At 74.5% G+C, this 20113-nt stretch carries 20 protein-coding genes; 10 read left to right on the forward strand and 10 right to left on the reverse strand.

Annotation, left to right across the window (positions count from 1 at the left end; genetic code table 11):
- The first annotated feature begins 97 nt into the window (after window positions 1-97).
- Window positions 98-1726, forward strand: a complete 1629-nt coding sequence (locus F7P10_RS17375) for a carboxylesterase/lipase family protein (protein WP_151010290.1) — start codon at window positions 98-100, stop codon at window positions 1724-1726.
- Window positions 1727-1839: 113 nt separating this feature from the next.
- Complete coding sequence (locus F7P10_RS17380) at window positions 1840-3090, forward strand: acyltransferase (RefSeq protein ID WP_254716664.1); 1251 nt, start codon at window positions 1840-1842, stop codon at window positions 3088-3090.
- A gap of 131 nt (window positions 3091-3221) precedes the next feature.
- On the opposite strand, the gene F7P10_RS17385 is transcribed toward F7P10_RS17380, so the two are convergent.
- Together F7P10_RS17385 and F7P10_RS17390 are read right to left on the reverse strand one after the other, a co-directional pair.
- Window positions 3222-3575: a DUF488 domain-containing protein gene (locus tag F7P10_RS17385; protein ID WP_151010291.1), complete on the reverse strand. Its 354-nt coding sequence runs from the start codon at window positions 3573-3575 to the stop codon at window positions 3222-3224.
- A gap of 45 nt (window positions 3576-3620) precedes the next feature.
- Entirely contained in the window at window positions 3621-3860 is a 240-nt protein-coding gene (locus tag F7P10_RS17390) for a hypothetical protein (RefSeq protein ID WP_151010292.1), read from the reverse strand.
- Window positions 3861-3936: 76 nt separating this feature from the next.
- On the opposite strand from F7P10_RS17390, the gene F7P10_RS17395 reads away from it, so the two are divergent.
- Entirely contained in the window at window positions 3937-4134 is a 198-nt protein-coding gene (locus F7P10_RS17395) for a hypothetical protein (protein WP_151010293.1), read from the forward strand.
- A gap of 73 nt (window positions 4135-4207) precedes the next feature.
- On the opposite strand, the gene F7P10_RS17400 is transcribed toward F7P10_RS17395, so the two are convergent.
- From F7P10_RS17400 to F7P10_RS17435, 7 genes are all read right to left on the reverse strand, one after another.
- Window positions 4208-5062 (reverse strand): hypothetical protein, encoded by an 855-nt coding sequence (locus F7P10_RS17400; RefSeq protein WP_151010294.1) that lies wholly within the window; start codon window positions 5060-5062, stop codon window positions 4208-4210.
- An 11-nt stretch (window positions 5063-5073) separates the two neighbouring features.
- A complete protein-coding gene (locus tag F7P10_RS17405) occupies window positions 5074-5328 on the reverse strand; it encodes a hypothetical protein (protein WP_151010295.1) in 255 nt (84 codons plus the stop codon).
- Window positions 5329-5646: 318 nt separating this feature from the next.
- Window positions 5647-6540: an alpha/beta hydrolase gene (locus F7P10_RS17410; protein ID WP_151010296.1), complete on the reverse strand. Its 894-nt coding sequence runs from the start codon at window positions 6538-6540 to the stop codon at window positions 5647-5649.
- 214 nt (window positions 6541-6754) lie between these two features.
- Entirely contained in the window at window positions 6755-7666 is a 912-nt protein-coding gene (locus tag F7P10_RS17415) for an alpha/beta hydrolase (protein WP_176611513.1), read from the reverse strand.
- A 426-nt stretch (window positions 7667-8092) separates the two neighbouring features.
- Window positions 8093-9682, reverse strand: coding sequence for a CocE/NonD family hydrolase (locus F7P10_RS17425; RefSeq protein WP_151010298.1), 1590 nt, complete (start codon window positions 9680-9682; stop codon window positions 8093-8095).
- 59 nt (window positions 9683-9741) lie between these two features.
- A complete protein-coding gene (locus F7P10_RS17430) occupies window positions 9742-10344 on the reverse strand; it encodes a DJ-1/PfpI family protein (protein WP_151010299.1) in 603 nt (200 codons plus the stop codon).
- Window positions 10341-11291 carry a GlxA family transcriptional regulator gene (locus tag F7P10_RS17435; protein ID WP_151010300.1) on the reverse strand — a complete coding sequence of 317 codons (951 nt, stop codon included), beginning with the start codon at window positions 11289-11291 and terminating at the stop codon, window positions 10341-10343. Before F7P10_RS17435 ends, F7P10_RS17430 begins: the two co-directional genes overlap by 4 nt.
- A gap of 495 nt (window positions 11292-11786) precedes the next feature.
- Between F7P10_RS17435 and F7P10_RS42400 the strand changes: the two genes are divergently transcribed.
- From F7P10_RS42400 to F7P10_RS17445, 3 genes are all read left to right on the forward strand, one after another.
- The gene (locus F7P10_RS42400) at window positions 11787-11939 is read left to right on the forward strand and encodes a hypothetical protein (protein ID WP_176611514.1); all 153 of its coding nucleotides are present in this window, start codon (window positions 11787-11789) and stop codon (window positions 11937-11939) included.
- Window positions 11940-12033: 94 nt separating this feature from the next.
- A complete protein-coding gene (locus F7P10_RS17440) occupies window positions 12034-13461 on the forward strand; it encodes a cell wall metabolism sensor histidine kinase WalK (RefSeq protein WP_151010301.1) in 1428 nt (475 codons plus the stop codon).
- A 76-nt stretch (window positions 13462-13537) separates the two neighbouring features.
- Window positions 13538-13918 (forward strand): VOC family protein, encoded by a 381-nt coding sequence (locus tag F7P10_RS17445; RefSeq protein WP_151010302.1) that lies wholly within the window; start codon window positions 13538-13540, stop codon window positions 13916-13918.
- A gap of 52 nt (window positions 13919-13970) precedes the next feature.
- Here the strand turns inward: F7P10_RS17445 and F7P10_RS17450 are convergent, their stop codons facing one another.
- Window positions 13971-14843, reverse strand: a complete 873-nt coding sequence (locus F7P10_RS17450; protein WP_151010303.1) for an NAD(P)-dependent oxidoreductase — start codon at window positions 14841-14843, stop codon at window positions 13971-13973.
- Between the two features lie 140 nt (window positions 14844-14983).
- On the opposite strand from F7P10_RS17450, the gene F7P10_RS17455 reads away from it, so the two are divergent.
- From F7P10_RS17455 to F7P10_RS17470, 4 genes are all read left to right on the forward strand, one after another.
- Window positions 14984-18124, forward strand: coding sequence for a BTAD domain-containing putative transcriptional regulator (locus F7P10_RS17455; RefSeq protein WP_151010304.1), 3141 nt, complete (start codon window positions 14984-14986; stop codon window positions 18122-18124).
- Complete coding sequence (locus F7P10_RS17460) at window positions 18121-19023, forward strand: arylamine N-acetyltransferase (protein WP_151010305.1); 903 nt, start codon at window positions 18121-18123, stop codon at window positions 19021-19023. The genes F7P10_RS17455 and F7P10_RS17460 overlap by 4 nt, the downstream gene beginning before the upstream one ends.
- A gap of 48 nt (window positions 19024-19071) precedes the next feature.
- A complete protein-coding gene (locus tag F7P10_RS17465; protein ID WP_218040551.1) occupies window positions 19072-19548 on the forward strand; it encodes an Rrf2 family transcriptional regulator in 477 nt (158 codons plus the stop codon).
- Window positions 19549-19645: 97 nt separating this feature from the next.
- On the forward strand, window positions 19646-20104 hold the full coding sequence (locus F7P10_RS17470; protein WP_151010307.1) for a carboxymuconolactone decarboxylase family protein: 459 nt from the start codon (window positions 19646-19648) through the stop codon (window positions 20102-20104).
- Window positions 20105-20113: the final 9 nt, after the last annotated feature.

The following is a 20113-nucleotide window of genomic DNA, read 5'->3' on the forward strand; positions in this document are numbered from 1 at the left end:
TCGCGTTCATATCCGGGTCTTGCGTCGATTCTAGAATTGCTTTCTAATTCTCTTCGGAGATCGTCGGGGGCCGTCGCACACCTTCGGAAGGAGCCCGATGAGGGTTACCGCTACTGGCACCGCACCGCCCGCGTCCGCACCACCCCCGTCCGCCCGGCGCACGCCCGCCCGGCTCGCGGCCGCCATGGCGGCGGCCGGGCTGCTCGCGGCCGGGGCGCTCGTCGCCGCGCCGGCCGCGTCCGCGGCCGCGCCGCGCGCGTCCGGCGACGTCGTCCGGACGGACAAGGGGTCCGTGCGCGGCGCGGTCCACGACGGCCACCGGACGTTCGAGGGGATCCCGTTCGCGCAGCCGCCGACCGGCGACCTGCGGTGGCGGGAACCGCGGGCCGCGGAGCGCTGGAAGGGCGTGTACGACGCGACGCACCCGCGGGGCGTGTGCGCCCAGCCCGCCCCCGAGTACGGCGGCCAGCCCTCGTACAACGAGGACTGCCTCTACCTCAACGTCACGACGCCGACCGGCCGGTCGTGGAAGAAGCGCCCGGTGATGGTGTGGGTCCACGGCGGCGGCAACACGACCGGGACGGGCGGGACGTACGACGCGTCGAAGCTCGCCGTCCAGGGCGACGTCGTCGTGGTGACCCTCAACTACCGGCTCGGGCCGCTCGGCTGGCTCGCCCATCCGGGACTGGACGGACGGCGCCTGCAGTCGGGCAACTTCGGGCTGCTCGACCAGCAGGCGGCGCTGCGCTGGGTGCAGCGCAACATCCGCGCCTTCGGCGGCGACCCGCGCAACGTGACACTGTTCGGCGAGTCCGCCGGGTCGATGGACACCTGCGCCAACCTCGTGTCCCCCACGGCCGCCGGGCTGTTCGACAAGGCGATCCCGCAGAGCGGGAGCTGCGCGTCGAACTTCCACACCGAGGAGAGCGCCGAGGCCGAGGGACGGGACGTCGCCGCGGCGGTCGGCTGCGAGGGCACGGACGAGGCCGTCGCCCGCTGCCTGCGGGATGTGCCCGTCCAGAAGCTGCTGGAGGCGTCCGCCGGGAACCAGGACCCCGCACCCGTCACCGGCGCCGACCGCGTCATGCCGCTGCAGCCGCCCGCCGCGATCGAGCGGGGCCGCTTCAACCGCGTCCCGGTCATGCACGGCAACACGCTGGACGAGCTGCGCGTGTACATCGGCCCGGAGTTCCCGGAGCCGATCACCGCGGAGCGGTACGAGGCGATCGTGCGCGCCCGGTACGGGACGGACGCGGACGCCGTCCTCGCGCGGTACCCGGCGGGCGACGACCCGCGCATCGCGCTCGCCACGATGCAGACCCACTTCGGCGGCGGGCTGTCGACGTGTCAGCACCAGGACGCGTTCGCGGCGCTGCGGGACGCGCGCGTGCCGGTGTACGCCTACCAGTTCGCCGACCGGGGGGCGCCGCCGCTGGTCGACACGCCCGGCTTCGACGAGGGCGCGGCGCACGCGTCCGAGCTGCCGTACCTCTTCCCGAACCTGTTCGGCGCGCCGCTGAACGCGGAGCAGGAGCGGCTGTCGGACGCGATGGTCGGCTACTGGACGTCGTTCGCCCGGTACGGGCGCCCGTGGGCGCACGGCGCACCGTGGTGGCAGCGCTTCCGGGGGAGCGACGACGTCCTGTCGCTCGCACCGGGCAAGGGCGGCATCCGGGCGGTCGACACGGCCGAGACGAGCAACTGCGCGTTCTGGAAGTCGCTCTGACGCCTCCCGCGACCGGGCGGTGATTCGACGGTGATTCGACGATCGAGGAGATCCCGGATGCCACCTTGACCTACTCTGTCGAAATGCTCCCCTCTGTGGGTGAATCCCCCGTAATGACCAGACTGGGGTGGCTGGACGCGCTGCGCGGGCTGGCGGCGCTCGCGGTGGCGCTGCACCACGCGGGCTACGTCTACTTCCCGACCGTGCACGCGCGGACGGCCGACTGGTTCGACCCCGGCACCTTCGGCGTCCTGGTGTTCTTCCTCGTCAGCGGGTACATCGTGCCCGCGTCGCTGGAGCGCCGGGGCAGCGTCCGGGGGTTCTGGATCGGCCGGTTCTTCCGCATCTACCCCCTGCTGGCCGTCGTGGGACTGCTGGCCGTCACGCCGTTCCTGCTCGGCGCGCGCGGGCTGCGCGCCGGGCTGGAGCAGTACGACCCCGTGACGGCCGTGGTGGCGCACGTGACGATGCTGCAGGACGTCATGGGCGTCCCGAACGCGATCAACGTGCTGTGGACGCTGTCCTACGAGATGGTGTTCTACCTGCTGATCGTCGCGCTGTTCGTGACGGGCGGCCACCGGCGCTCGGCGCCGGTGGCCGCCGGGCTCGCCGCCGCCGCGCTGCTGGCGGGCGGGCTGCTGCCGACGGCGCTGCTGTCCCGCTCGGCCGGGACGGGCCCGGTCACCGCGGTGGCGGCCCTCGCGCTGCTGGCGGCGCTGGCCGCGGCGATGTCCGGGCGCCGCGCGGCGCGGGTCGCGGGCGGCGTCCTGGGCGGGGCCGTGGCCGCGCTGCTGGTCGCGGTGAACGGGCGGGTCGAGGCGTGGGAGGGCCTGGCGATGCTCGCGGTCATGTTCACCGGGACGGTCGTGTACCGGGCGGAGCACGGGCAGATCCGGCGCCGGACGGCCGGGGCCGCGGCGGCGGTCGTGTGCCTGTGCGCCCTCACCGCCGGGGCCTGGCACACCGGACCGGGCTCGGGCCGCGACCAGCTCCTGTGGTCGGGGTCGGTGCTGCTCGCCGCGCTGACCTTCGCGATGGCGTGGCTGCTGCGCGACCGGACGTTCCCGCGCTGGGCCACCGGCCTCGGCACCGTCAGCTACTCGGTGTACCTGGTGCATCCGCTGCTGCTGGCGGTGGCCGTCCAGTTCCTCGGGTTCGGCGGCCGGGACGACCTGCCCGGCCTGCTGCTGTTCCTGGCCGTGCTGCTCGCCGTCAGCTGGGCGTCCCAGCGCTGGATCGAGGCGCCCGCGCAGCGGCTCGGCCGCCGCCTGACCGGCGGCCGGAGCGGAGCGCCAGCGGAGTGGAGGCCGACGGGCAGGCGGCTGCCTTTGCCGGGGGGTGTGGGGGGTCGCCCCCCACAATGATCCACCTGACCGGCGGCCGGAGCGGAGCGCCAGCGGAGTGGAGGCCGACGGGCAGGCGGCTGCCTTTGCCGGGGGGTGTGGGGGGTCGCCCCCCACAATGATCCACCTGACCCGGCGGGTGGTCCCCCGTGCTAGCGCAGGCGATCCGCCAGAACCGCGGCCTGACTGCGCGCCGCGTCCCTCGTCGCGGTCAGCAGCGTGACGGTGCCGGTCGCGGCCAGGTCGCGGAGCCGGTCGAGGGCCGCCGCGCGCTCCGGCTCGGCGAGTTCGTCCCGGTAGCGGCGCTCGAACTCGGCGAACCGGTCCGGATCGTGCCCGTACCATTTGCGCAGTTCCGTCGAGGGCGCGACGTCCTTCGCCCACGCGTCGAGCCGCGCCTCGTCCTTCGACAGGCCCCGCGGCCACACCCGGTCCACGAGCACCCGCTTGCCGTCCTCCTCGGCCGCCGGTTCGTAGACCCGGCGCACCCGCACGTCACGTCCCATGCCACCTGCCTAGCACGGGCGCCCGCGACGCCCGCGCGCCGGGTGTCACGTGGTCGGGCGGGGCATGCCGGGCAGGGCGCGGTCGGCGGTGCGGTGGTACTCGGCGGCGGTCCGGCGGGCGAACTCGCCGGCCAGGGCGCGGCCCAGCACCTCGTCGTCCGGACGGTTCCTTTCCAGATATTCGAGCGCCTCCGCGAGTTCCCGCGTGGTGAGCTGGCGCAGCGGTTTCACGGCCCATCGCGGATGATCGGCGTGCGGATCCGCGTCCGGCGGCCGGATGGTCATGGCAGCAGCCTTTCATTTACTATTCGCCCGCGCGGCGAGATGTACTCGGGTAAGTGCCGCTCAATAGGGTGTACGGGTGCATTGGTGGAGCCAGCAGGCGTGCGACGCCGCGGCGGAGGCGCAGGCGGCGGACCCCTCCCCGACGAATCTCATGGCGGCCGCCCAGGTGCAGGCGCTCGTGTCGATGGCCGAGGCGCTGCACCGCATCGCGACCGCCCTCGAGGAACGCGACGGGGCCGACGCCGCCGCACCGTCGATCGTCCGCCTCAAATAGCCGGGCCCCGAATGGCCGGGGCGCGAAATGCCGGTGCGCCCGAGGTCGGGTGCACCGGCATTTTCACGGCGGCTCAGACGTCGCTGAACGACTTGCGCTCCGTCCGTCCGCCGGTGCCGGAGGCGAGCCGGGAGGTCTTGGCGGGGGCGCTCTTGGCCGCCGCCGGCTTGGCCGGCGCGGTCTTGGACGGCGGGCGGATCTGCCCGGCGCCCGCGGGCTCCATCGCGTACTCGTGCTCGGGCGCGGGGGCGGCGGGACGCTCCGGCTCGGCGGCGACCGGGCGCGGCTCCTCGCGGGGCCGGTCCCGCAGCCGCCGGGCGGCCTGGCGGAGGGCCCGCTCGCCGACCAGCCGGGTCAGCTCCAGGCCCCAGCAGTCGAGCTTGTCGGCGTCGGTGAGGTCGTCGCGGGTGCTCAGCTCGGCGGCGAGCCCGCCGAGCCGCTGCGCCTCGGCCAGGTCGAACTCGCGCATCAGGTGGCAGCACAGCTCGGCGAGGGCCGCGTGGTCGCGCTCGAACGACAGCCCCGACAGGTCGTTGTGCGACAGCCGGCTGAGCGCGCGCTTGCGCTCCAGCTCGCCGTCGGCGATCCGCAGGATGCCGTTCAGGACGGCGATGGGGCCGGTGCCGGCGGCCCTGCCCTGGGCCGGGCAGATCGACATGCGCAGCACGGCGGCGGAGCCGAGCCCGGCCGCCATCACCCGCACGACGACGAGCGCGGACTCGGGCATCGTCGCCGGCAGCCCGAACGTCCATCCGGCCGCCGTGACCACGATGAGCGCGACGACGGACGCGCTGACGTTGACGAAGGCGAACAGGAGCCCGCCGGGGGACAGCAGCGCCGCGAACGGTTTGTCGCGGTAGCGCGCGACCAGTTCGGCGATTCCGATGGCGCCGCCGATCAGCGCGGCGAGAAGCATCTCGATGATCATTTCTTTCCGCTCTATGCGCTGCGTGCGGTGAGCCGCCCGAAGGACTGCTCCTCGGCCTTGCCCCTGCGGGAGATCAGCGTGGCGGGCCGCTGCTGCTGCCGGGCGGCCAGCTCGGTGCTCTCGACCTCCAGGAACACCAGCAGCCATTCCGCCGGACCCGCCGCCGGGCCCGTGTGGGCGCGCAGGCCGCGTTCCCGCGCGTGGAGAAAGGTGAGCAGCCATCCGGTGGGACCGGACGCCCTGCTGCCGCGAATTCGTGAATCCATGGGGGAGACCATTTCGCAGCCCGCCGGTGAAGTCGACTTCCGCCGCGTCAAGTTTCCGAGGGTCGATCGCCCGTGCGATCTGGACGCACCCGGTGATTTCTTTACGAAGAATTACGCCCGCGCCCCGGAGTGGAGATCACTCTTTCCCGGACGCGAGCGGCTTCCCTGGAAGCCCCTGGTGCGGAGACGACGGAAACGCCGCCCCCGCGGCCGGGACGACCCGGCGGCCTGGGCGGGCCGCCGGGTCGTCCGGAAGTGCGGGGTGGTGGGGTAGGCGGGGCTGCGGGGCCGGGGCGGGACGGGAGCGGGGTGCGCGCGTCAGCTGCCGGGGCAGGTGTCCCGGTACTCGGAGATGTTCCTGTCGCGGCTCGGGGCCGGGCAGAGGAACTGCTCGTAGCGGGTGTCGTTGTCGACGTACCGCTTCATCCACGCGATCGTGTATTTGGCGATGGTGTCGTTCGGGCTGTTGGCGACCAGGTGCCCGGCGCCGTCCATCTCCAGGTACGCCTTCTCCCGCGCGGACCGGAGGCTGTTGTAGAACGGCTCCGAGTGCAGGCCGACCGACGCGATGAGGTCGTTCTGCGCGCCGATGATCATCGTCGGGGTCTGGACGTCGCCCCAGTCGGTGAACAGGTTCCACGGCATGAGCGGGACGGCGGCCTTCAGCGACTTGCGCTCCTTGACGGCGTGCAGGGTGCCGCCGCCGCCCATCGAGTGGCCCATCACGGCGAGCCGGTTCGGGTCGACGCGGTCGCGCACCGGGCTGTCGTCGCTCACGACGTAGTCGAGCGCGGCGAGGAGCTGGTCGCCGCGCTGGGCGGGTTGGTCGTACAGCGTGGTGGTCTCGATCGTCATGACGACGAAGCCGCGGGACGCGAGCCGCTCCCCGTACCAGGAGATCAGGTACTCGGGGGAGACGAATCCGGGCGACACGGCGATCGCGCCGAACGTCCCCTGGCTCCGGTCCTTGGGCGCGTAGATCGTGCCCTTGTTGAAGCCCGGCCCGCTCCACGAGCCGACGCTGATCCGCTCGACCTCGAACGAGCCCCGGTCGGCGACGATGCTCTGCTCGGTCGGGGCCGGGCCCCGCTGGTAGGGGTTCTCGGGGGCCTGCGGGGCGGCCGAGGCCGTCGCGGCCGGCGCCAGGGCGGCGCCCGCGGCCAGGACCGCCGCGGGAAGCATGCCGAGCGCACGCGTCAGGCGTCTCTTCATCGGTGCGTACCCTTCACTTGACGAACCCGCGAGGGGGGTCGCGGGTGCCAGAATTGTGGGACGCCCGATCACACGAAACCTCTCACTTTCGGACATCTTTCGCGCGCGCCGCTTTGCGTCGGCGAACAAAATGCCCCGGCGCGGCCACCGTCCGCGCGCGAGGCGGCGGCGACCGGTCGCCGGTCGCCGCCGCCTCGGGAGCGGGGTGCGCGCGTCAGCCGCCGGGGCAGGTGTCCCGGTACTCGACGAGCGCGGGATCGTCCGACGGCGCCGGGCAGAGGAACCGCTCGTAGCGGGTGTCGTCGTCGACGTACCGCTTCATCCACGCGATCGTGTACTTGGCGATGACGTCGTTCGGGGTGTTGAAGGACATGTGGCCGGTGTTCGCGATCTCCGCGTACGCCTTCTCCGGCGCGGACGTCAGCCCCTCGTAGAACGGCTCGGAGTGCAGCCCGTTCGCGGCGATGAAGTCGTTCTGCGCGCCGAGGATCATCGTCGGGGTCCGGACGGCGCTCCAGTCGGAGTTCAGGTTCCAGGGGGCCAGCGGCACGGCGGCCCGCAGGCCGGGGCGCTCGCGCGCGGCCTCGAGCGTCCCGCCGCCGCCCATCGAGTGGCCGGTCACGGCGAGCCGTCCGGTGTCGACGCGGTCGCGGACGGGGCTGTCGCCGCCGGTCAGGTAGTCGAGCGCGGCGAGCAGTTGGTCGCCGCGCGCGGCGGGCTGGTCGAGCAGGGTGTTCGTCTCGATCGTCATGACGACGAAGCCCTGCGAGGCGAGCCGCGGCCCGTACCAGGAGATCAGCGCCTCGGGGGAGACGAAGCCGGGCGACACGGCGATCGCGCCGAACGTCCCCTGGCTCAGGTCGGTCGGCGCGTAGATCGTGCCCTGGTTGAAGCCGTCGCCGCTCCCGGCGGGGACGTCGATGGTCTCGAACTCGAACGGGCCCTCTTCGGCGGTGATGCTCTCCTCGGTCGGTGCCGGTCCGCGCTCGTGGGGGTTCGCGGCGGCCCGCTGGACGGACGGTGCGGTGGCGGGGGCGGCGGCGCTCGCGGCGGGGGCGGCGGCCAGGACGGCGCCCGCGGCGAGGACCGCGGCGGGGAGCACGCTGAGCACACGTGTCGGACGCATGTTCATCGGGGGCGACCCTTCACTGGACGGGCCCGCGACGGGGGTCATCGCGGGTCCAGGAATTGTCGATCGCCCCGGTATCGCCGTTCTTCTCACGCGGGAGGGTATTCCGGGCTCCGCCCTCTACCGCGGCTGACAAAACCGCCGGAAACGGGACGGAGGGGCCACTCCCCCGAAGTGACCCCTCTCCCCCCGTTCCGCCGCGTCGGCCTGGTGCTCTCTGGGGCTCGCCGCTCCCCCCGAAGCGGCTCGCACCGGCGCGCGGCGGATGAGTCGAAAGTAGCGAGCCGGTCCAGGAAGGTTCGAGGTTTCGGGCCCGCACGTCGACGAGCGGACCACTCTGTGCGACGAACGGACTACATGCTGCGTTCGGTCCGGGCTCGCAACCATGGGAGGAAGGCGGACGAACCCGCACGTCCCGGTCGGTCAACCCGGCCAGACCGGCAGCGTCAGCGCCGACGGGCGGGACGCGTCCCGGAACACCTCGAAGTCCGTGCGGCGCATCGCCACCGCCCGCCCGATCGGCTCGCCGGTGCCCGGATTGCGGGCGAACCGGGGGAACGCGCCGCCCGCCAGGACGACCCGGAGCCGGTGCCCCCGCCGGAAGCGGTAGGCGGTCGGGTGCATCTCGACCTCGGCGCGGACGATGCCCGGCTCGGCGATCCGCACGATCCCGTCGGTGACGTTCCGGGAGACGCCGCCCGCGTCGACGTCGCAGAGCCGTACGAACAGGTCGCCGTGGCCGGTGCCCGCCCGGACGTGGACGCTCGCCGACACCGGCCCGATCAGGTCGAGGTCGCGGCCGAGCGGGGCCCCGGTCAGGACGGCGACGTCACCGCGGCGCTCCATCGCGGCGTTGTCGCGCTGCCGTCCTTTACCCGGCGCAAGCAGCGGACCGCCGATGTTCGGTGTGGGGTCGAACGGGTCGTAAACGAACGTGGCCGGATCGTCCGTCCCCTTCGGCTCGTCCCACGTCAGCCCCTGGGCCAGGTAGAGCGGGGTGGGTTCCGTCTCCGGCGGCGGCCACCGGTCGAAGTCGAGCCAGCGCCCCGCCCCCTGCAGGTACAGCCGGACGGGCGCGCGCCGCAGCTCGGCGGCGTCCCCGTGCAGGTGCGCGCCGAGCCACGACACCTGGTCGGCCAGGACGGCCCGCAGCGCCCGCGCGTCGTGCCCCCAGGGGCCGATCGTGATGCGCGGGCCGCGCCCGGCGGCGTCCAGCGCGGCGAAGTCGCGGAGCTGCCCGCGCAGGAACAGGTCCCACCAGCCCGTCACCATGCTCGCGGGCGCGGTCGTCGCCGCGACGGCCGCACTGTGGTCGGTCGCGTCCCAGAAGGCGTCGCCGGGCTCGGTGTGCCCGGTGACGTCCCGCAGGAACGGCTCCGGCCGGCCGATCGCCGCCAGGTCCGCCTCCCCGACCGGCAGGTGCCGCATCGCGCGCCGGACGCGACGCGCGTGCAGCGGCACGAAGCCGTCGTCCCGCGACCCCATCGACGACGACCACACCAGGGTGTTGAACAGGGCCAGGGTCCCGCCCGGATAGAAGGAGCTCGCGAACTCCGACGCGGTGACGCCCAGGCCGAGCGCCGCGAGCGGCGGGTCCGCGTACGGGGCGACCGCCCACTGCGTGAAGCCGAGGTAGCTGGCCCCGGCCATCGCGACGCGGCCGTCGCACCACGGCCGCGACCGCAGCCACTCCAGCGTCGCGAGCCCGTCGTCGCGCTCGTGGTGGAACGCGCGAAACTCGCCGCCCGACCCGCCGATGCCCCGCACGTCCTGCACGACGACCTGGAACCCGCGCCGCGCCAGCACCCCGGTGAACAGCCGCACCACGCGCTGCGCCCGCCCGTACGGGGTGCGGACCAGGACGACCGGCATCGGGCCCGCGCCGCGCGGGCGGTGCAGGTCGGCGCGCAGGACGGTCCCGTCCGGCATCGGGACGCGCAGGTCCCGGGCGGTCTCGACCGCGGGGGTGGTCTCCTCGGGAAGCCCGAGGAGACGGTCCAGGAACCGTGCCATGGCGTACTCCTTCCACGCGCCGTCCGTGGAGATGATCCCAGCGCGCGCACGCCAAGACGTTATTCCGGGATGTCCGCCATGTAGGGCGGGGCGGGTTCGTACTGGATGTAGGAACGCACCGCGCGCGCGTGGTCGCGCCCATGGATGCGTCCCACGAGCCAGAGGGCCATGTCGATGCCCGCGGATACGCCCTGGCTGGTCACGAGGTTCCCGTCGACGACGTACCGCGCGTCCCGCACGACGGTGACGTCGCCCTGCCGCTCCAGGTCGTCCTCGTGCGCCCGGTGCGTGGCGACGCGCCGCCCGCGCGCCGGACCCGCCGCGTGCAGCAGGAACGAGCCCGTGCAGACGCTCGTCACCCAGTCGGCCCGCGCGGCGGTCTTCGCGATCCACCCGGTCACGGCCGGGTCGTGCGGCTGGGTCACCCGCGCGCCGCGCCCGCCTGGCACCAGCAGGACGTCCAGGTCCGGGTGGTCGGCGAACGTCCGGTCGGGCACGACCCGCATGCCCTTCGCGCACCGGACGGGTGCGGTCCCGGCGGCGATCAGCACCGCCTCGTCGCCCGCGTCCCGCATCGCCGCCGAGGTCGCGAACACCTCCCACGGTCCCGCGAAGTCCAGCTCCTCGGCGTCCTCGAACACCAGCAGCCCGTACGTCGTCATGCGTCCTCCCTCGTTCCTCTGAACCTGTTGCGGTAGTCGGCCGGGGCGACGCCCAGCCGCCGGTGGAACACCCGGCGGAGCGTCTCGCCCGTCCCGAAGCCGAGGCGGCGCGCCAGGCTCTCGACCGGCTCGCCGCCCTCCTCGAGCGCGCGCCGCGCGGCCTCCACCCGCACCCGCTCGACGTACGCGGCGGGCGGGGCGCCCAGCTCGGCGGTGAAGCGGCGCTGCAGGTGCCGGGTGCTCAGCCCGGCGCGCTCCGCCAGATCCCCGATCGAGTGCCGCGCGCCCGGATCGGCCTGGATCGCCGCGACCGCCGCGCGGATCGGATCGCTCTCCGGCTGCCGCGACCACAGCGGGACGCTGAACTGCGACTGGCCCCCGGGCCGCCGCAGGAACATCACCAGCTCGCGGGCCGCCGCGTGCGCCGCGTCCCGGCCGCGGTCGTCCTCCACCAGGGCGAGCGCCAGGTCGATCCCGGCCGTGACCCCGGCGGACGTCCACAGCCGCCCGTCCCGCACGAAGATCGGGTCGCAGTCGACGTCCGCCTCCGGGTGCTCGCGGCGCAGCTGCTCCTCGCGCGCCCAGTGCGTCGTGACGCGGCGCCCGTCCAGGAGCCCGGCGGCGCCCAGGAGGAACGCGCCGCTGCACACCGACGCCACGCGCCGCGCGTGCCGCGCCGCCGCCGCGACCCAGCCGGTGAGCGCGGCGTCCGCGCGCGCCGCGTCCACGCCCCGGCCGCCCGCGACCACGAGCGTGTCGACGCCGTCCGGCGGCAGGTCGGCGACCCCGTGCGCGGCGTGCACCGCGAGCCCGCCGCTGGACCGGACGGGCCCGGCCGCGGGCCCCACGACCCGCAGGTCGTAGCCGCCCGCGTGGTCGAAGACCTCGTGGGGGCCGGTCAGGTCGAGCACCTGGAAGTCCTCGTAGATCACGAACGCGACGCGCATGCCTCCAGCTTCGGACCCGCCGGGCGTGGCGTCAACGACACCTACCCCACACTTCGCGCCACCACCCCCACTCCGCCGCAGGCCACCCGAACGCACCGCGCGGGCACGAGGCGGCGCGGAGGCGCCGAAAGCACGCGGGGCCGTCGGCACGGCGCGGCCGAAGGCGCGAAGAGGCTTTGATGGCGCGGGGCGCCATGATTCGGCGGGCACATTTCTTGGAATTCCCGGTTGACATCCGTGCCGCCGGCTGGCAATCTTTTCCCCATGCTGCTTTGATGCTTCTCCGGTTGAGCCGCCCGCGACGGGATGTCGCGGCCCGCTCCCGAATCCTCGGCGTCCCGCGACGCACCCCACTCGCACTGCCCGCGCGTACGCATGCCCGCATGCGCGCGACCAGCGCCGTCGGCGTGCCGTCCCGAACCCGCGACGCCCCCTTCACCCTTTTCACGGCCATTCCTTTGGCCGAATTCGAGCCTGCCCGGAGGTGGTTCATTCATGCGCGCCAATAACCAGGACAACGCCCCCTTCCCGAACGCCAAGAAGAAGAACAAGCGCAAGGGGCCCGACGTGAAGTCGGCCGCGTTCGCGAACCACAACCGGCGGAACGCCCGGCAGCTACCGACCCGGCAGCTCAACCGGGGCCGCTGACCCGCACGCGGGCCCCGGCCGCCCGGCCGGGGCCCGCACCCCCGTCCCGTCCGACCCGATCGCTACCCTTGGTAGCGGGATATCACCGTCGGCGATGTTCGGGGGGTCGGCCGTGCCGGGACGCGAACGGCTCGACCGCTGGCGCCGCCGCGCGTTCCTCTCGGTGCGCGGCCGCGCGACGATGGTCACCGTCGCAGTCGCCGGGCTGTTCCTGGCGCTGCTGGCCGTCCTGGTGCTCCTCCTCGCCCGCGACTCGCTGACGAACCGGACCGAGGACACCGCGCGGCGCACCACCGAACGCGTCGCCTTCGACCTGCTCGGCGGCACGCCCCCGGCCGACGCCCTCGCACCCCGCCGGGACGAGGCGCCGCTGGTCCAGGTCGTCGCCGCGGACGGACGCGTCGTCGCCGCCAACCCGCGCGGCGCCCGGAGGCCCCCGCTGGGCGGGCCCGCCGTCGCGGACGGCGAGCTGCTCGCCGAAGGACGGAGCTGCGGGCCGGCCGAATACCGCTGCGTGCGCTACTTCGGCATCCGGCTCCCCGAAACGCCGGTGGGCCGGAACGTCACGGTGATCGCCGCCGAACCCGTGCCGCTGCTCGGGCAGATCTGGCCGCTGCCCCTCTTCCTCGCGCTCCTGCTGGGCGGGCTGCTCGGCCTGATCGGCTGGTGGACGTGGCGCACGATCGGGCAGGCGTTCGTCCCCGTCGACCGCATCCGCGCCGGGATGTCGGAATTCACCGTCCGCGGCCTCGCCCACCGCGTCCCCGTCCCGAACACCGGCGGCGAGATCCAGGACCTCGCCGAGACCGTCAACAGCACCCTCGAACGGCTCGACGAGGCGATGGACCGCGAGCGGCGGTTCATCTCCGACGCGTCCCACGACCTCCGCAACCCCATCGCCGGTCTCCGGACCCGCCTGGAGGTCGCCCTCGAACTGGACGAGCCGGACGACTGCCGCGACACGCTCCGCGCCGCGCTCCGCGACACCGAACGGCTCAACGACATCGTCGTCGACCTGCTCGAGCTGTCCCGTCTCGACTCCCGCGCGCCCGTCCCCGCCGAACGGATCGACCTCGCCGACCTCGCCCGCCGGGAGGTGGAGCGCCGCACGTCCGGCACCCCCGCCTGCACGCGGCTCGAACCGGGCGTCGCCGTCACGGCGAACCCCGTCCGGATCGCCCGCGTCATCGGCAACCTGCTCGGCAACGCCGAACGGCACGCGGACTCCCGCATCGAGGTGACCGTCGCGCGCGACGGCGGCGACGCCGTCCTGCGGGTCGCCGACGACGGCGCGGGCGTCCCGGCGGACGCCCGCGAGCGCGTCTTCGAACGCTTCGCCCGGCTCGCCGACTCCCGCCGCCGCGACCCCCAGGGCACCGGCCTCGGCCTCCCCATCGCCCGCGAGATCGCCGAGATCTACGGCGGCACGCTCCGGATCGTCGACGCCCCCGAGGCGGGCGCGCCGGGCGGGGCCCACTTCGAGATGCGCCTGCCCCTGGCGGAGCCGCCCCCGGACGGTTGACCTCAACCGCGCTCGAGGTCGCAGAATCTGACGCGAGGGCCGGAACCGCCGGTCCTCGGCACGAGAGGGGGCCCGCGTGTCCATCCTGCTGGACCACATCATCGTCCCGTCCACGAACAAGCGGGAGTCGGCCGAGTTCCTCGCCGGCGTTCTCGGCCTGGAGGCCGGCGCGCAGACCGGCCCGTTCGTCCCCGTCCGGACCGGCAACGGGGTGACGCTCGACTTCATGGACTCGTCCGACTTCCGCTGGCAGCACTGCGCGTTCCTGGTGCCGGACGAGGAGTTCGACGCCATCTTCGCGCGCATCAAGGAGTCGGGGACCCGCTACTACGCCAATCCGGACAAGAGCGGCGAGGGGCAGATCAACACCCGGGACGGCGGCCGGGGCGTGTACTTCGACGACCCGAGCGGCCACGCCATGGAGATCCTCACCGTCCCGTACGGGGGCTGGAGCTGACCGGCGCGGCCGGACGGCACCGGGTCCCGGGGGCGCGGTGCCGTCCGTTCCGTCAGGACTTGCGGATCGCCGTGATGATGCTGCTGAAGCCATCGGCGCCGTGACCGGCGTTGACGGTGCGCCAGAACAGGTCGCGCATGGCGCGCGGGCCCAGCGTGTCGATGCCGGCGGCCTCGGCGGTCTCGACGATGTGGTCGGCGCCGACCGCCATCATGTACAGGCTGTTCTCCCCGCCGGGGAAGGTGTTCGCGTCGATCTCCTCGGCCATGATCCGCAGGAACCCCATCGGCCCGTCCGAACCGAGCGAGGTGACGGTCTCGGTGGCGAACGGGCGGAACTGCTCGGCGGTCACGCCCGCCGATTCCAGCATCGCGATCGAGTGCATGTACGCGATGAGCGTCGAGCAGAACAGGTTGAGCTGCGCCTGGTAGTACAGGTTCGACAGCCCGACGTCGGCACCGAGGTAGGTGGCGTCGCCCAGCTCGCGCAGGGTCTCCCTGTGCCGGTCCAGGGTCGCCTCCGAGCCGCTGTACATGACGTAGGAGCCGGGCTGCCCGATTCCGGGCGGGGGCGTCATGACGCCGCCCGTGAGGAGTTCGGCGCCGTTGCCGGTCGCCCAGTCGGCCGCGCGGCGCAGCTCGTCCGGGCTGCCGGAGCTGAGGTTCACCAGGACGCGGCCCTTCATGTCCGCGCCGTCCAGCGAGTCGTACATCGCCTTGTAGTCGGTCTGGCTGATGACCACGAGTTCGGACGCGGCGAGCGCCTCGCCCGGGGTCGCGGCAAGGGTCGCCCCCTGCTCGACCAAGGGCGCGGCCTTGGACGCGGTCCGGTTCCACACGGTGGTCGGGTGGCCGTTCCTCAGGAACGTGGCCGCCATCGCGCTGCCCATCGGCCCGAGGCCGACGACCGTCACCGGAGCCTTCATGGTTCCTCCCCGTCGTTTCGGTGTTGATGTCTCAGTGCTGATGTCTCGGCGCTGATGTCTCGGCGCTGATGTCTTCACGGTCGCTGGAGGCGCTTCGGAAACCCTGCGGGTCCGTCCGTAGCGGGAGATACGGTGACAAAATGCGCTTCGGGGTGTTGGGCCCGCTCACCGTGTGGACGGACGACGGGACGCCCCACGGGGTCCCGGAGACGAAGGTCCGTGCCGTCCTCGCGGCGCTGCTGGTCGAGCCCGGCCGGACGGTCTCGGCCGACCGGCTGATCGACGCGCTGTGGGAGGACCGGCCGCCCCGCAACCCGGCCGGGACGCTGCAGGCGCGCGTGTCGCAGCTCCGGAAGGTCCTGGACGGCGCCGAACCGGGCGCGCGGGCGCTCGTCGCGACGCGTCCGTCCGGGTACGCGCTGGCCGCCGGGCCGGACGCGGTCGACGCGGGACGGTTCGCGGCGCTGCTCGTCCGGGCCCGCGACACCGCCGATCCGCTCGCCCGGTCGCGGCTGCTCGGCGAGGCGCTCGGGCTGTGGCGGGGGCCCGCGTTCGCCGACTTCGCCGACGCGGAGTTCGTCCGGCCCGCGATCGTGGAGCTGGAGGAGCGCCGGCTCGCGGCGCTGGAGGAGCACGCGGAGACGCGGCTGGAGCTGGGCGAGCACGCGGCGCTCGCGGCGGAGCTGGCCGGGCCGGTGGCGCGCGAGCCGCTGCGGGAGCGGCTGCGGGCGGCGCACCTGCGCGCCCTGCACCGGGCCGGGCGGCGCGGTGAGGCCCTGACCGGCTACCACGAGCTGCGCGAGCGGCTCGCCGGCGAGCTGGGCGTCGATCCGAGCCCCGAACTGGCGGAGCTGTACCAGGAGATCCTCGACGACCGTCCCGCCGAGCCGGTGCGCCCGCGCCCGGCCGTCCGGCTGCCGGTGCCGCTGGACGAGCTGATCGGACGGGACGCGGCGGTGGCGCGGGCCCGCGACGCGCTGCGCGAGCACCGCCTCGTGACGCTGACCGGGGCGGGCGGCGTGGGGAAGACGCGGCTGGCGGTGGAGACGGCCGGGCGGGCGGCGGCCGACCATCCGGACGGCGTGTGGTTCGTGGAGCTGGCGCCGCTGCGGCCGCGCACGGCGGCGGACGTCGCCGGGCCGGTCGCGCGCACGCTGGGCCTGCGGGACGAACCGGCCGATCCGGGCGCGGGGATCGTGGACCGGCTCGCCGACGCCCTGCGCGGGCGGCGCGCGCTGCTCGTCCTCGACAACTGCGAGCACGCCGCCGAACCGGTCGCCGAGCTGGTGGCGCGGCTGCTGGCGGGGGCGCCCGGGCTGCGGATCCTCGCGACCTCGCGCGAGCCGCTCGGCGTGCCGGGCGAGCGGCTGCGGATCGTCCCGCCGCTGGACCTGCCCGGCACCGGGAGCGACCCGGACGGGCTGCGCCGGTACGGGGCGGTCCGGCTGTTCGTCGCGCGGGCGTCGGCGGCGGCGCCGGGGTTCGCGCTGGACGCGGCGACGGCGCCGTGGGTCGCGTCGATCTGCCGGCGGCTGGACGGCGTCCCGCTGGCGCTCGAGCTGGCGGCGACGCGCGTCCGCGCGCTCGGGGTGCGGGAGCTGGCGGCGGCGCTGGACGACCGGTTCCGGGTGCTGGGCGGCGCCCGGCGGGGACCGGAGCGGCAGCGCACGCTGCGCGCGACGATCGACTGGAGCTGGGGGCTGCTCGACGGGGACGAGCGCGCGGCGCTGCGGCGGCTCGCGGTGCACGCGGGCGGCTGCACGGCGGAGGCGGCGGCGGAGGTGTCCGGCGCGGATCTCGACGTGCTCGCCCGGCTGGTGGACCGGTCGCTCGTCGCGCGGGGCGCGGACGGCCGGTACCGGCTGCTGGAGTCGATCGCCGCGTACGGGCTGGAGCGGCTCCGGGAGGCGGGCGAGGAGGGCGAGCTGCGGCTGCGGCACGCCCGCCACCTGGTGGACCTCGCGGAGCGGGCGGCGGGCGGGCTGCGCGGCCCGGAGCAGGCGGAGTGGCTCGGACGGCTCGACGCGGAGGCCGCCGGGTTCCGCGCGGCCCTGGAGCACGCCCCGCCGGACCTCGCGCTGCGGCTCGTCAACGCGCTGGCCTGGCACTGGTTCCTGCGCGGACGCTTCGGCGAGGCCCGGTCCGCGTTCGCGGACGTCCTGGCGTCGGCGCCCTCGGCGCCCTCGGGGCCGGAGCGGCCGGAGCGGCCGGAGCGGCGGGAGGCGGAGACGTGGCTGGCCGCGATGACGATGGCGTCCGGCGAGAGCACCGACGCCGACGAGCTGCGACGCACCGCCCTGGAGCGCTACAAGGCCACCGACGGGCCGGGCGAGTTCGCCAGGGCGAAGGCGCTGTGGCTCTTGAGCCGCGTGCACTGGGCCTACGGCGACATGACGGTGGCCCATGAACGCGTGAACGAGGCCCTGGCCGTCTTCCGCGCGCGCGCCGACCGCTGGCACACGGCCGCCGCGCTCGCGACGCGGGCCATGCTGGCGATCGGGCGCGGGAGCGTCGCGTCCATGCGGGCCGACGCCGCCGCGAGCCTGGAGATCTTCGACGCGCTCGGCGACCCGTGGGGACGGCTCGAGGCGACGGACGTGCTCGCCCAGCACGCCGAGATCACCGGCGACTACGCGGCGGCGGCGCGGCTGCTGCGGGCCGGGCTGCGGCTCGCCGAGGATCTCGGGATGTGGCCGGAGGCGTCGTTCCGGCTCGCCGGGCTGGGCCGCGTCGCGCTCCTGGACGGCGCCCTCGACGAGGCCCGCGACCTGCACGAGCGCGCCCTGTGCACGGCGACGCGGCACGCGGCGAGGTCCGCCGAGGAGTTCGCCGAGCTGGGGCTCGGTCTGGTCGCACGGGCGCGCGGCGAGCCCGACGCCGCCGAGGCGCACCTGCGCGCGCCCCTCGCCTGGCTGCGCGACATCGGCGGGACGGCCGGGATCGCGTTCGTGCACGCCCAGCTCGGCTTCATCGCCGAGGAGCGCGGCGACGCGGACGCCGCGCTGGCGCTGCACACCGAGAGCCTGGCCGCCGCCCGGACGACCGGCGACCCGCGCGCGGTCGCGCTCGCGCTGGAGGGCCGGGCCGGGGCGCGCTCCCTCGCGGGCGCGCACGGCGAGGCGGTGCGGCTGCTGCGCGAGGCCGCCGCGCTGCGCGCGTCGTCCGGGGCGCCGCTGCCGCCGGGCGAGCGGCGCGAAGTCGACCGGATAGCCGGGAGGATCACCGACGCTCTCGGCGTTTCCCCATTTGACGGAAACATCCCCGAGAGGACGTCCCGATGAGCACGGAAGACCTCGGCCTCGGCTGGCGCGGCGGCGCGCTCGACCTGCCCGCCTACCTGAAGCGGATCGGCCTCTACACCGGCGCCGACGCCGGCACCGACGCCGGCACCGGCGCCGCGCTCCCGCCGACGGAGGAGACGCTGCGCGCCCTGCACCGCGCGCACGTCACGTCCATCCCGTTCGAGAACCTGGAGATCATGCTCGGCCGCCCGATCGAGGTCGATCTGGAGACCGTCCAGGCGAAGCTGGTCGGCCGGCCGCGCGGCGGCTACTGCTTCGAGCACAGCGGCCTGTTCGCGGCGGCGCTGGAACGGCTCGGGTTCGAGGTCACCGGGCTGCTCGGCCGCGTGATGATGGGCGCGGAGAAGCTCCGCCCGCCCACGCACGGGATCCTGCACGTCCGCCTCCCCGGCCAGGACCCGGACGAACCGGGCTGGCTCGCCGACGTGGGGTTCGGCGGCGGGCCGCTGGAGCCGCTGCGCTTCCGCGACGGCGAGGAGGACGACCAGGACGGCTGGGGCTACCGCCTCCGGCGGGGCACGGCCGGCGGCGCGGCGGGCGGCTGGGAGCTGCACCAGACCACGCCCGGCGGCTGGCTGCGGCGGCACATCTTCCCCATGAACGAGGCCTTCCGGGTCGACTTCGAGGCGCTCAACTTCTACGTGTACGCGCACCCGCGCTCCCCGTTCACGATGCGGCCGTTCGTCCAGCGGTTCCTGCCCGAGTCGCACCGCGTGCTGGACGGGACGGCCGAGACGCTGACGCGTCCGGACGGGTCCGTCGAGACCCGCGAGCACGCACCGGCCGCGCTTCCGGACGTCCTGGCCTCGGACTTCGCGATCACGCTGGAGGGCGGCGACCCGGAACGGCTCGTCGCGTGGCTCGAGGAACGGGCCTGACCGGGGTCGCGCCCGGCATCCTGGACATGTAGTATCCAGGTTATGCGGATGAGCGAGGGAGTCGAGTGGGCGGTGCACTGCTGCCTGCTGCTCGCCTGGCTGGACGAGGACGGGCCGGTGCCGACCGCCCGGATCGCCGCCGGCTACGAACTCCCCCGCCCGTACCTGAACAAGCAGCTCCAGGCCCTGGTCAGGGCCGGCATCGTCACCTCGACACCGGGCGCGCGCGGCGGGTTCCGGCTCGCGCGCCCGCTGGAGCGGATCACGATGATGGACGTCGTCACCGCGATCGAGGGCCCGGAACCGGCGTTCCAGTGCACCGAGATCCGGCGGCGCGGCGCCGGCGCGGAGGCGCCCGAGTCGCTCTTCCGCGCGCCCTGCGCCGTCGACGCCGCCATGCGGAAGGCCGAACTGGCCTGGCGCAAGGCGCTGGCGGCGCAGACCCTCGCCGACGTGGACACGGCGGCGACGCGCGGCAACCCGGACCTCCCCGGCCAGGTCCGCGCCTGGTACGACCGCAACTGACCGGCCCACCGACCCTCCCCGCCCCTCCCCGGCCATCCTCCGGGGGCCGACCTCGATCCGGAAACTAGATATTCCCCATCCAGGAAAGGAAAATCCGATGGACGCACGCATGGACAACCTGCCCGCCGTCGCCGCCGGAGGCTTCAAGGCGATGCTGAGCCTGGAGGGCTTCATCGCGAAGAGCCCCGTCCCGGACAGCACCCTCGAGCTCGTCCGGATCCGCGCCAGCCAGATCAACGGCTGCGGGTTCTGCGTCGACATGCACGCCCGCGACGCCAAGAAGGCGGGCGAGACCGACGAGCGCCTCTGGTCGATCGCCGCGTGGCGCGAGTCGCCGTACTTCACCGACGAGGAGCGCGCCGCCCTCGCCCTCACCGAGGCCGCCACCCGGATCGCCGACAACCCGGCGGGCGTGCCGTCCGACGTGTGGGACGAGGCCGCCGACGCCTACGACGAGGAGAGCCTCGCGGCCCTGGTCATGGCCATCGCGGCGATCAATGCCTGGAACCGCGTCAACGTCACGACCCGCAAGATCGCCGGGACCCCGATCGGCTGACCGGTCACC

Origin of the sequence: Actinomadura sp. WMMB 499, assembly GCF_008824145.1 — a bacterium.
GTDB lineage: Bacteria > Actinomycetota > Actinomycetes > Streptosporangiales > Streptosporangiaceae > Spirillospora.

Coding starts and splice junctions, on each gene's coding strand:
- F7P10_RS17375 (WP_151010290.1), top strand. CDS start 98: ATGAGGGTTACCGCTACTGGCACCGCACCGCCCGCGTCCGCACCACCC.
- F7P10_RS17385 (WP_151010291.1), bottom strand. CDS start 3,575: ATGGGACGTGACGTGCGGGTGCGCCGGGTCTACGAACCGGCGGCCGAG.
- F7P10_RS17450 (WP_151010303.1), bottom strand. CDS start 14,843: ATGAAGGCTCCGGTGACGGTCGTCGGCCTCGGGCCGATGGGCAGCGCG.
- F7P10_RS17455 (WP_151010304.1), top strand. CDS start 14,984: ATGCGCTTCGGGGTGTTGGGCCCGCTCACCGTGTGGACGGACGACGGG.
- F7P10_RS17430 (WP_151010299.1), bottom strand. CDS start 10,344: ATGACGACGTACGGGCTGCTGGTGTTCGAGGACGCCGAGGAGCTGGAC.
- F7P10_RS17410 (WP_151010296.1), bottom strand. CDS start 6,540: ATGAAGAGACGCCTGACGCGTGCGCTCGGCATGCTTCCCGCGGCGGTC.
- F7P10_RS17465 (WP_218040551.1), top strand. CDS start 19,072: ATGAGCGAGGGAGTCGAGTGGGCGGTGCACTGCTGCCTGCTGCTCGCC.
- F7P10_RS17390 (WP_151010292.1), bottom strand. CDS start 3,860: ATGACCATCCGGCCGCCGGACGCGGATCCGCACGCCGATCATCCGCGA.
- F7P10_RS17380 (WP_254716664.1), top strand. CDS start 1,840: ATGACCAGACTGGGGTGGCTGGACGCGCTGCGCGGGCTGGCGGCGCTC.
- F7P10_RS17435 (WP_151010300.1), bottom strand. CDS start 11,291: ATGCGCGTCGCGTTCGTGATCTACGAGGACTTCCAGGTGCTCGACCTG.
- F7P10_RS17470 (WP_151010307.1), top strand. CDS start 19,646: ATGGACGCACGCATGGACAACCTGCCCGCCGTCGCCGCCGGAGGCTTC.
- F7P10_RS17460 (WP_151010305.1), top strand. CDS start 18,121: ATGAGCACGGAAGACCTCGGCCTCGGCTGGCGCGGCGGCGCGCTCGAC.
- F7P10_RS17400 (WP_151010294.1), bottom strand. CDS start 5,062: ATGATCATCGAGATGCTTCTCGCCGCGCTGATCGGCGGCGCCATCGGA.
- F7P10_RS17415 (WP_176611513.1), bottom strand. CDS start 7,666: ATGCGTCCGACACGTGTGCTCAGCGTGCTCCCCGCCGCGGTCCTCGCC.
- F7P10_RS17405 (WP_151010295.1), bottom strand. CDS start 5,328: ATGGATTCACGAATTCGCGGCAGCAGGGCGTCCGGTCCCACCGGATGG.
- F7P10_RS42400 (WP_176611514.1), top strand. CDS start 11,787: ATGCGCGCCAATAACCAGGACAACGCCCCCTTCCCGAACGCCAAGAAG.
- F7P10_RS17425 (WP_151010298.1), bottom strand. CDS start 9,682: ATGGCACGGTTCCTGGACCGTCTCCTCGGGCTTCCCGAGGAGACCACC.
- F7P10_RS17440 (WP_151010301.1), top strand. CDS start 12,034: ATGTTCGGGGGGTCGGCCGTGCCGGGACGCGAACGGCTCGACCGCTGG.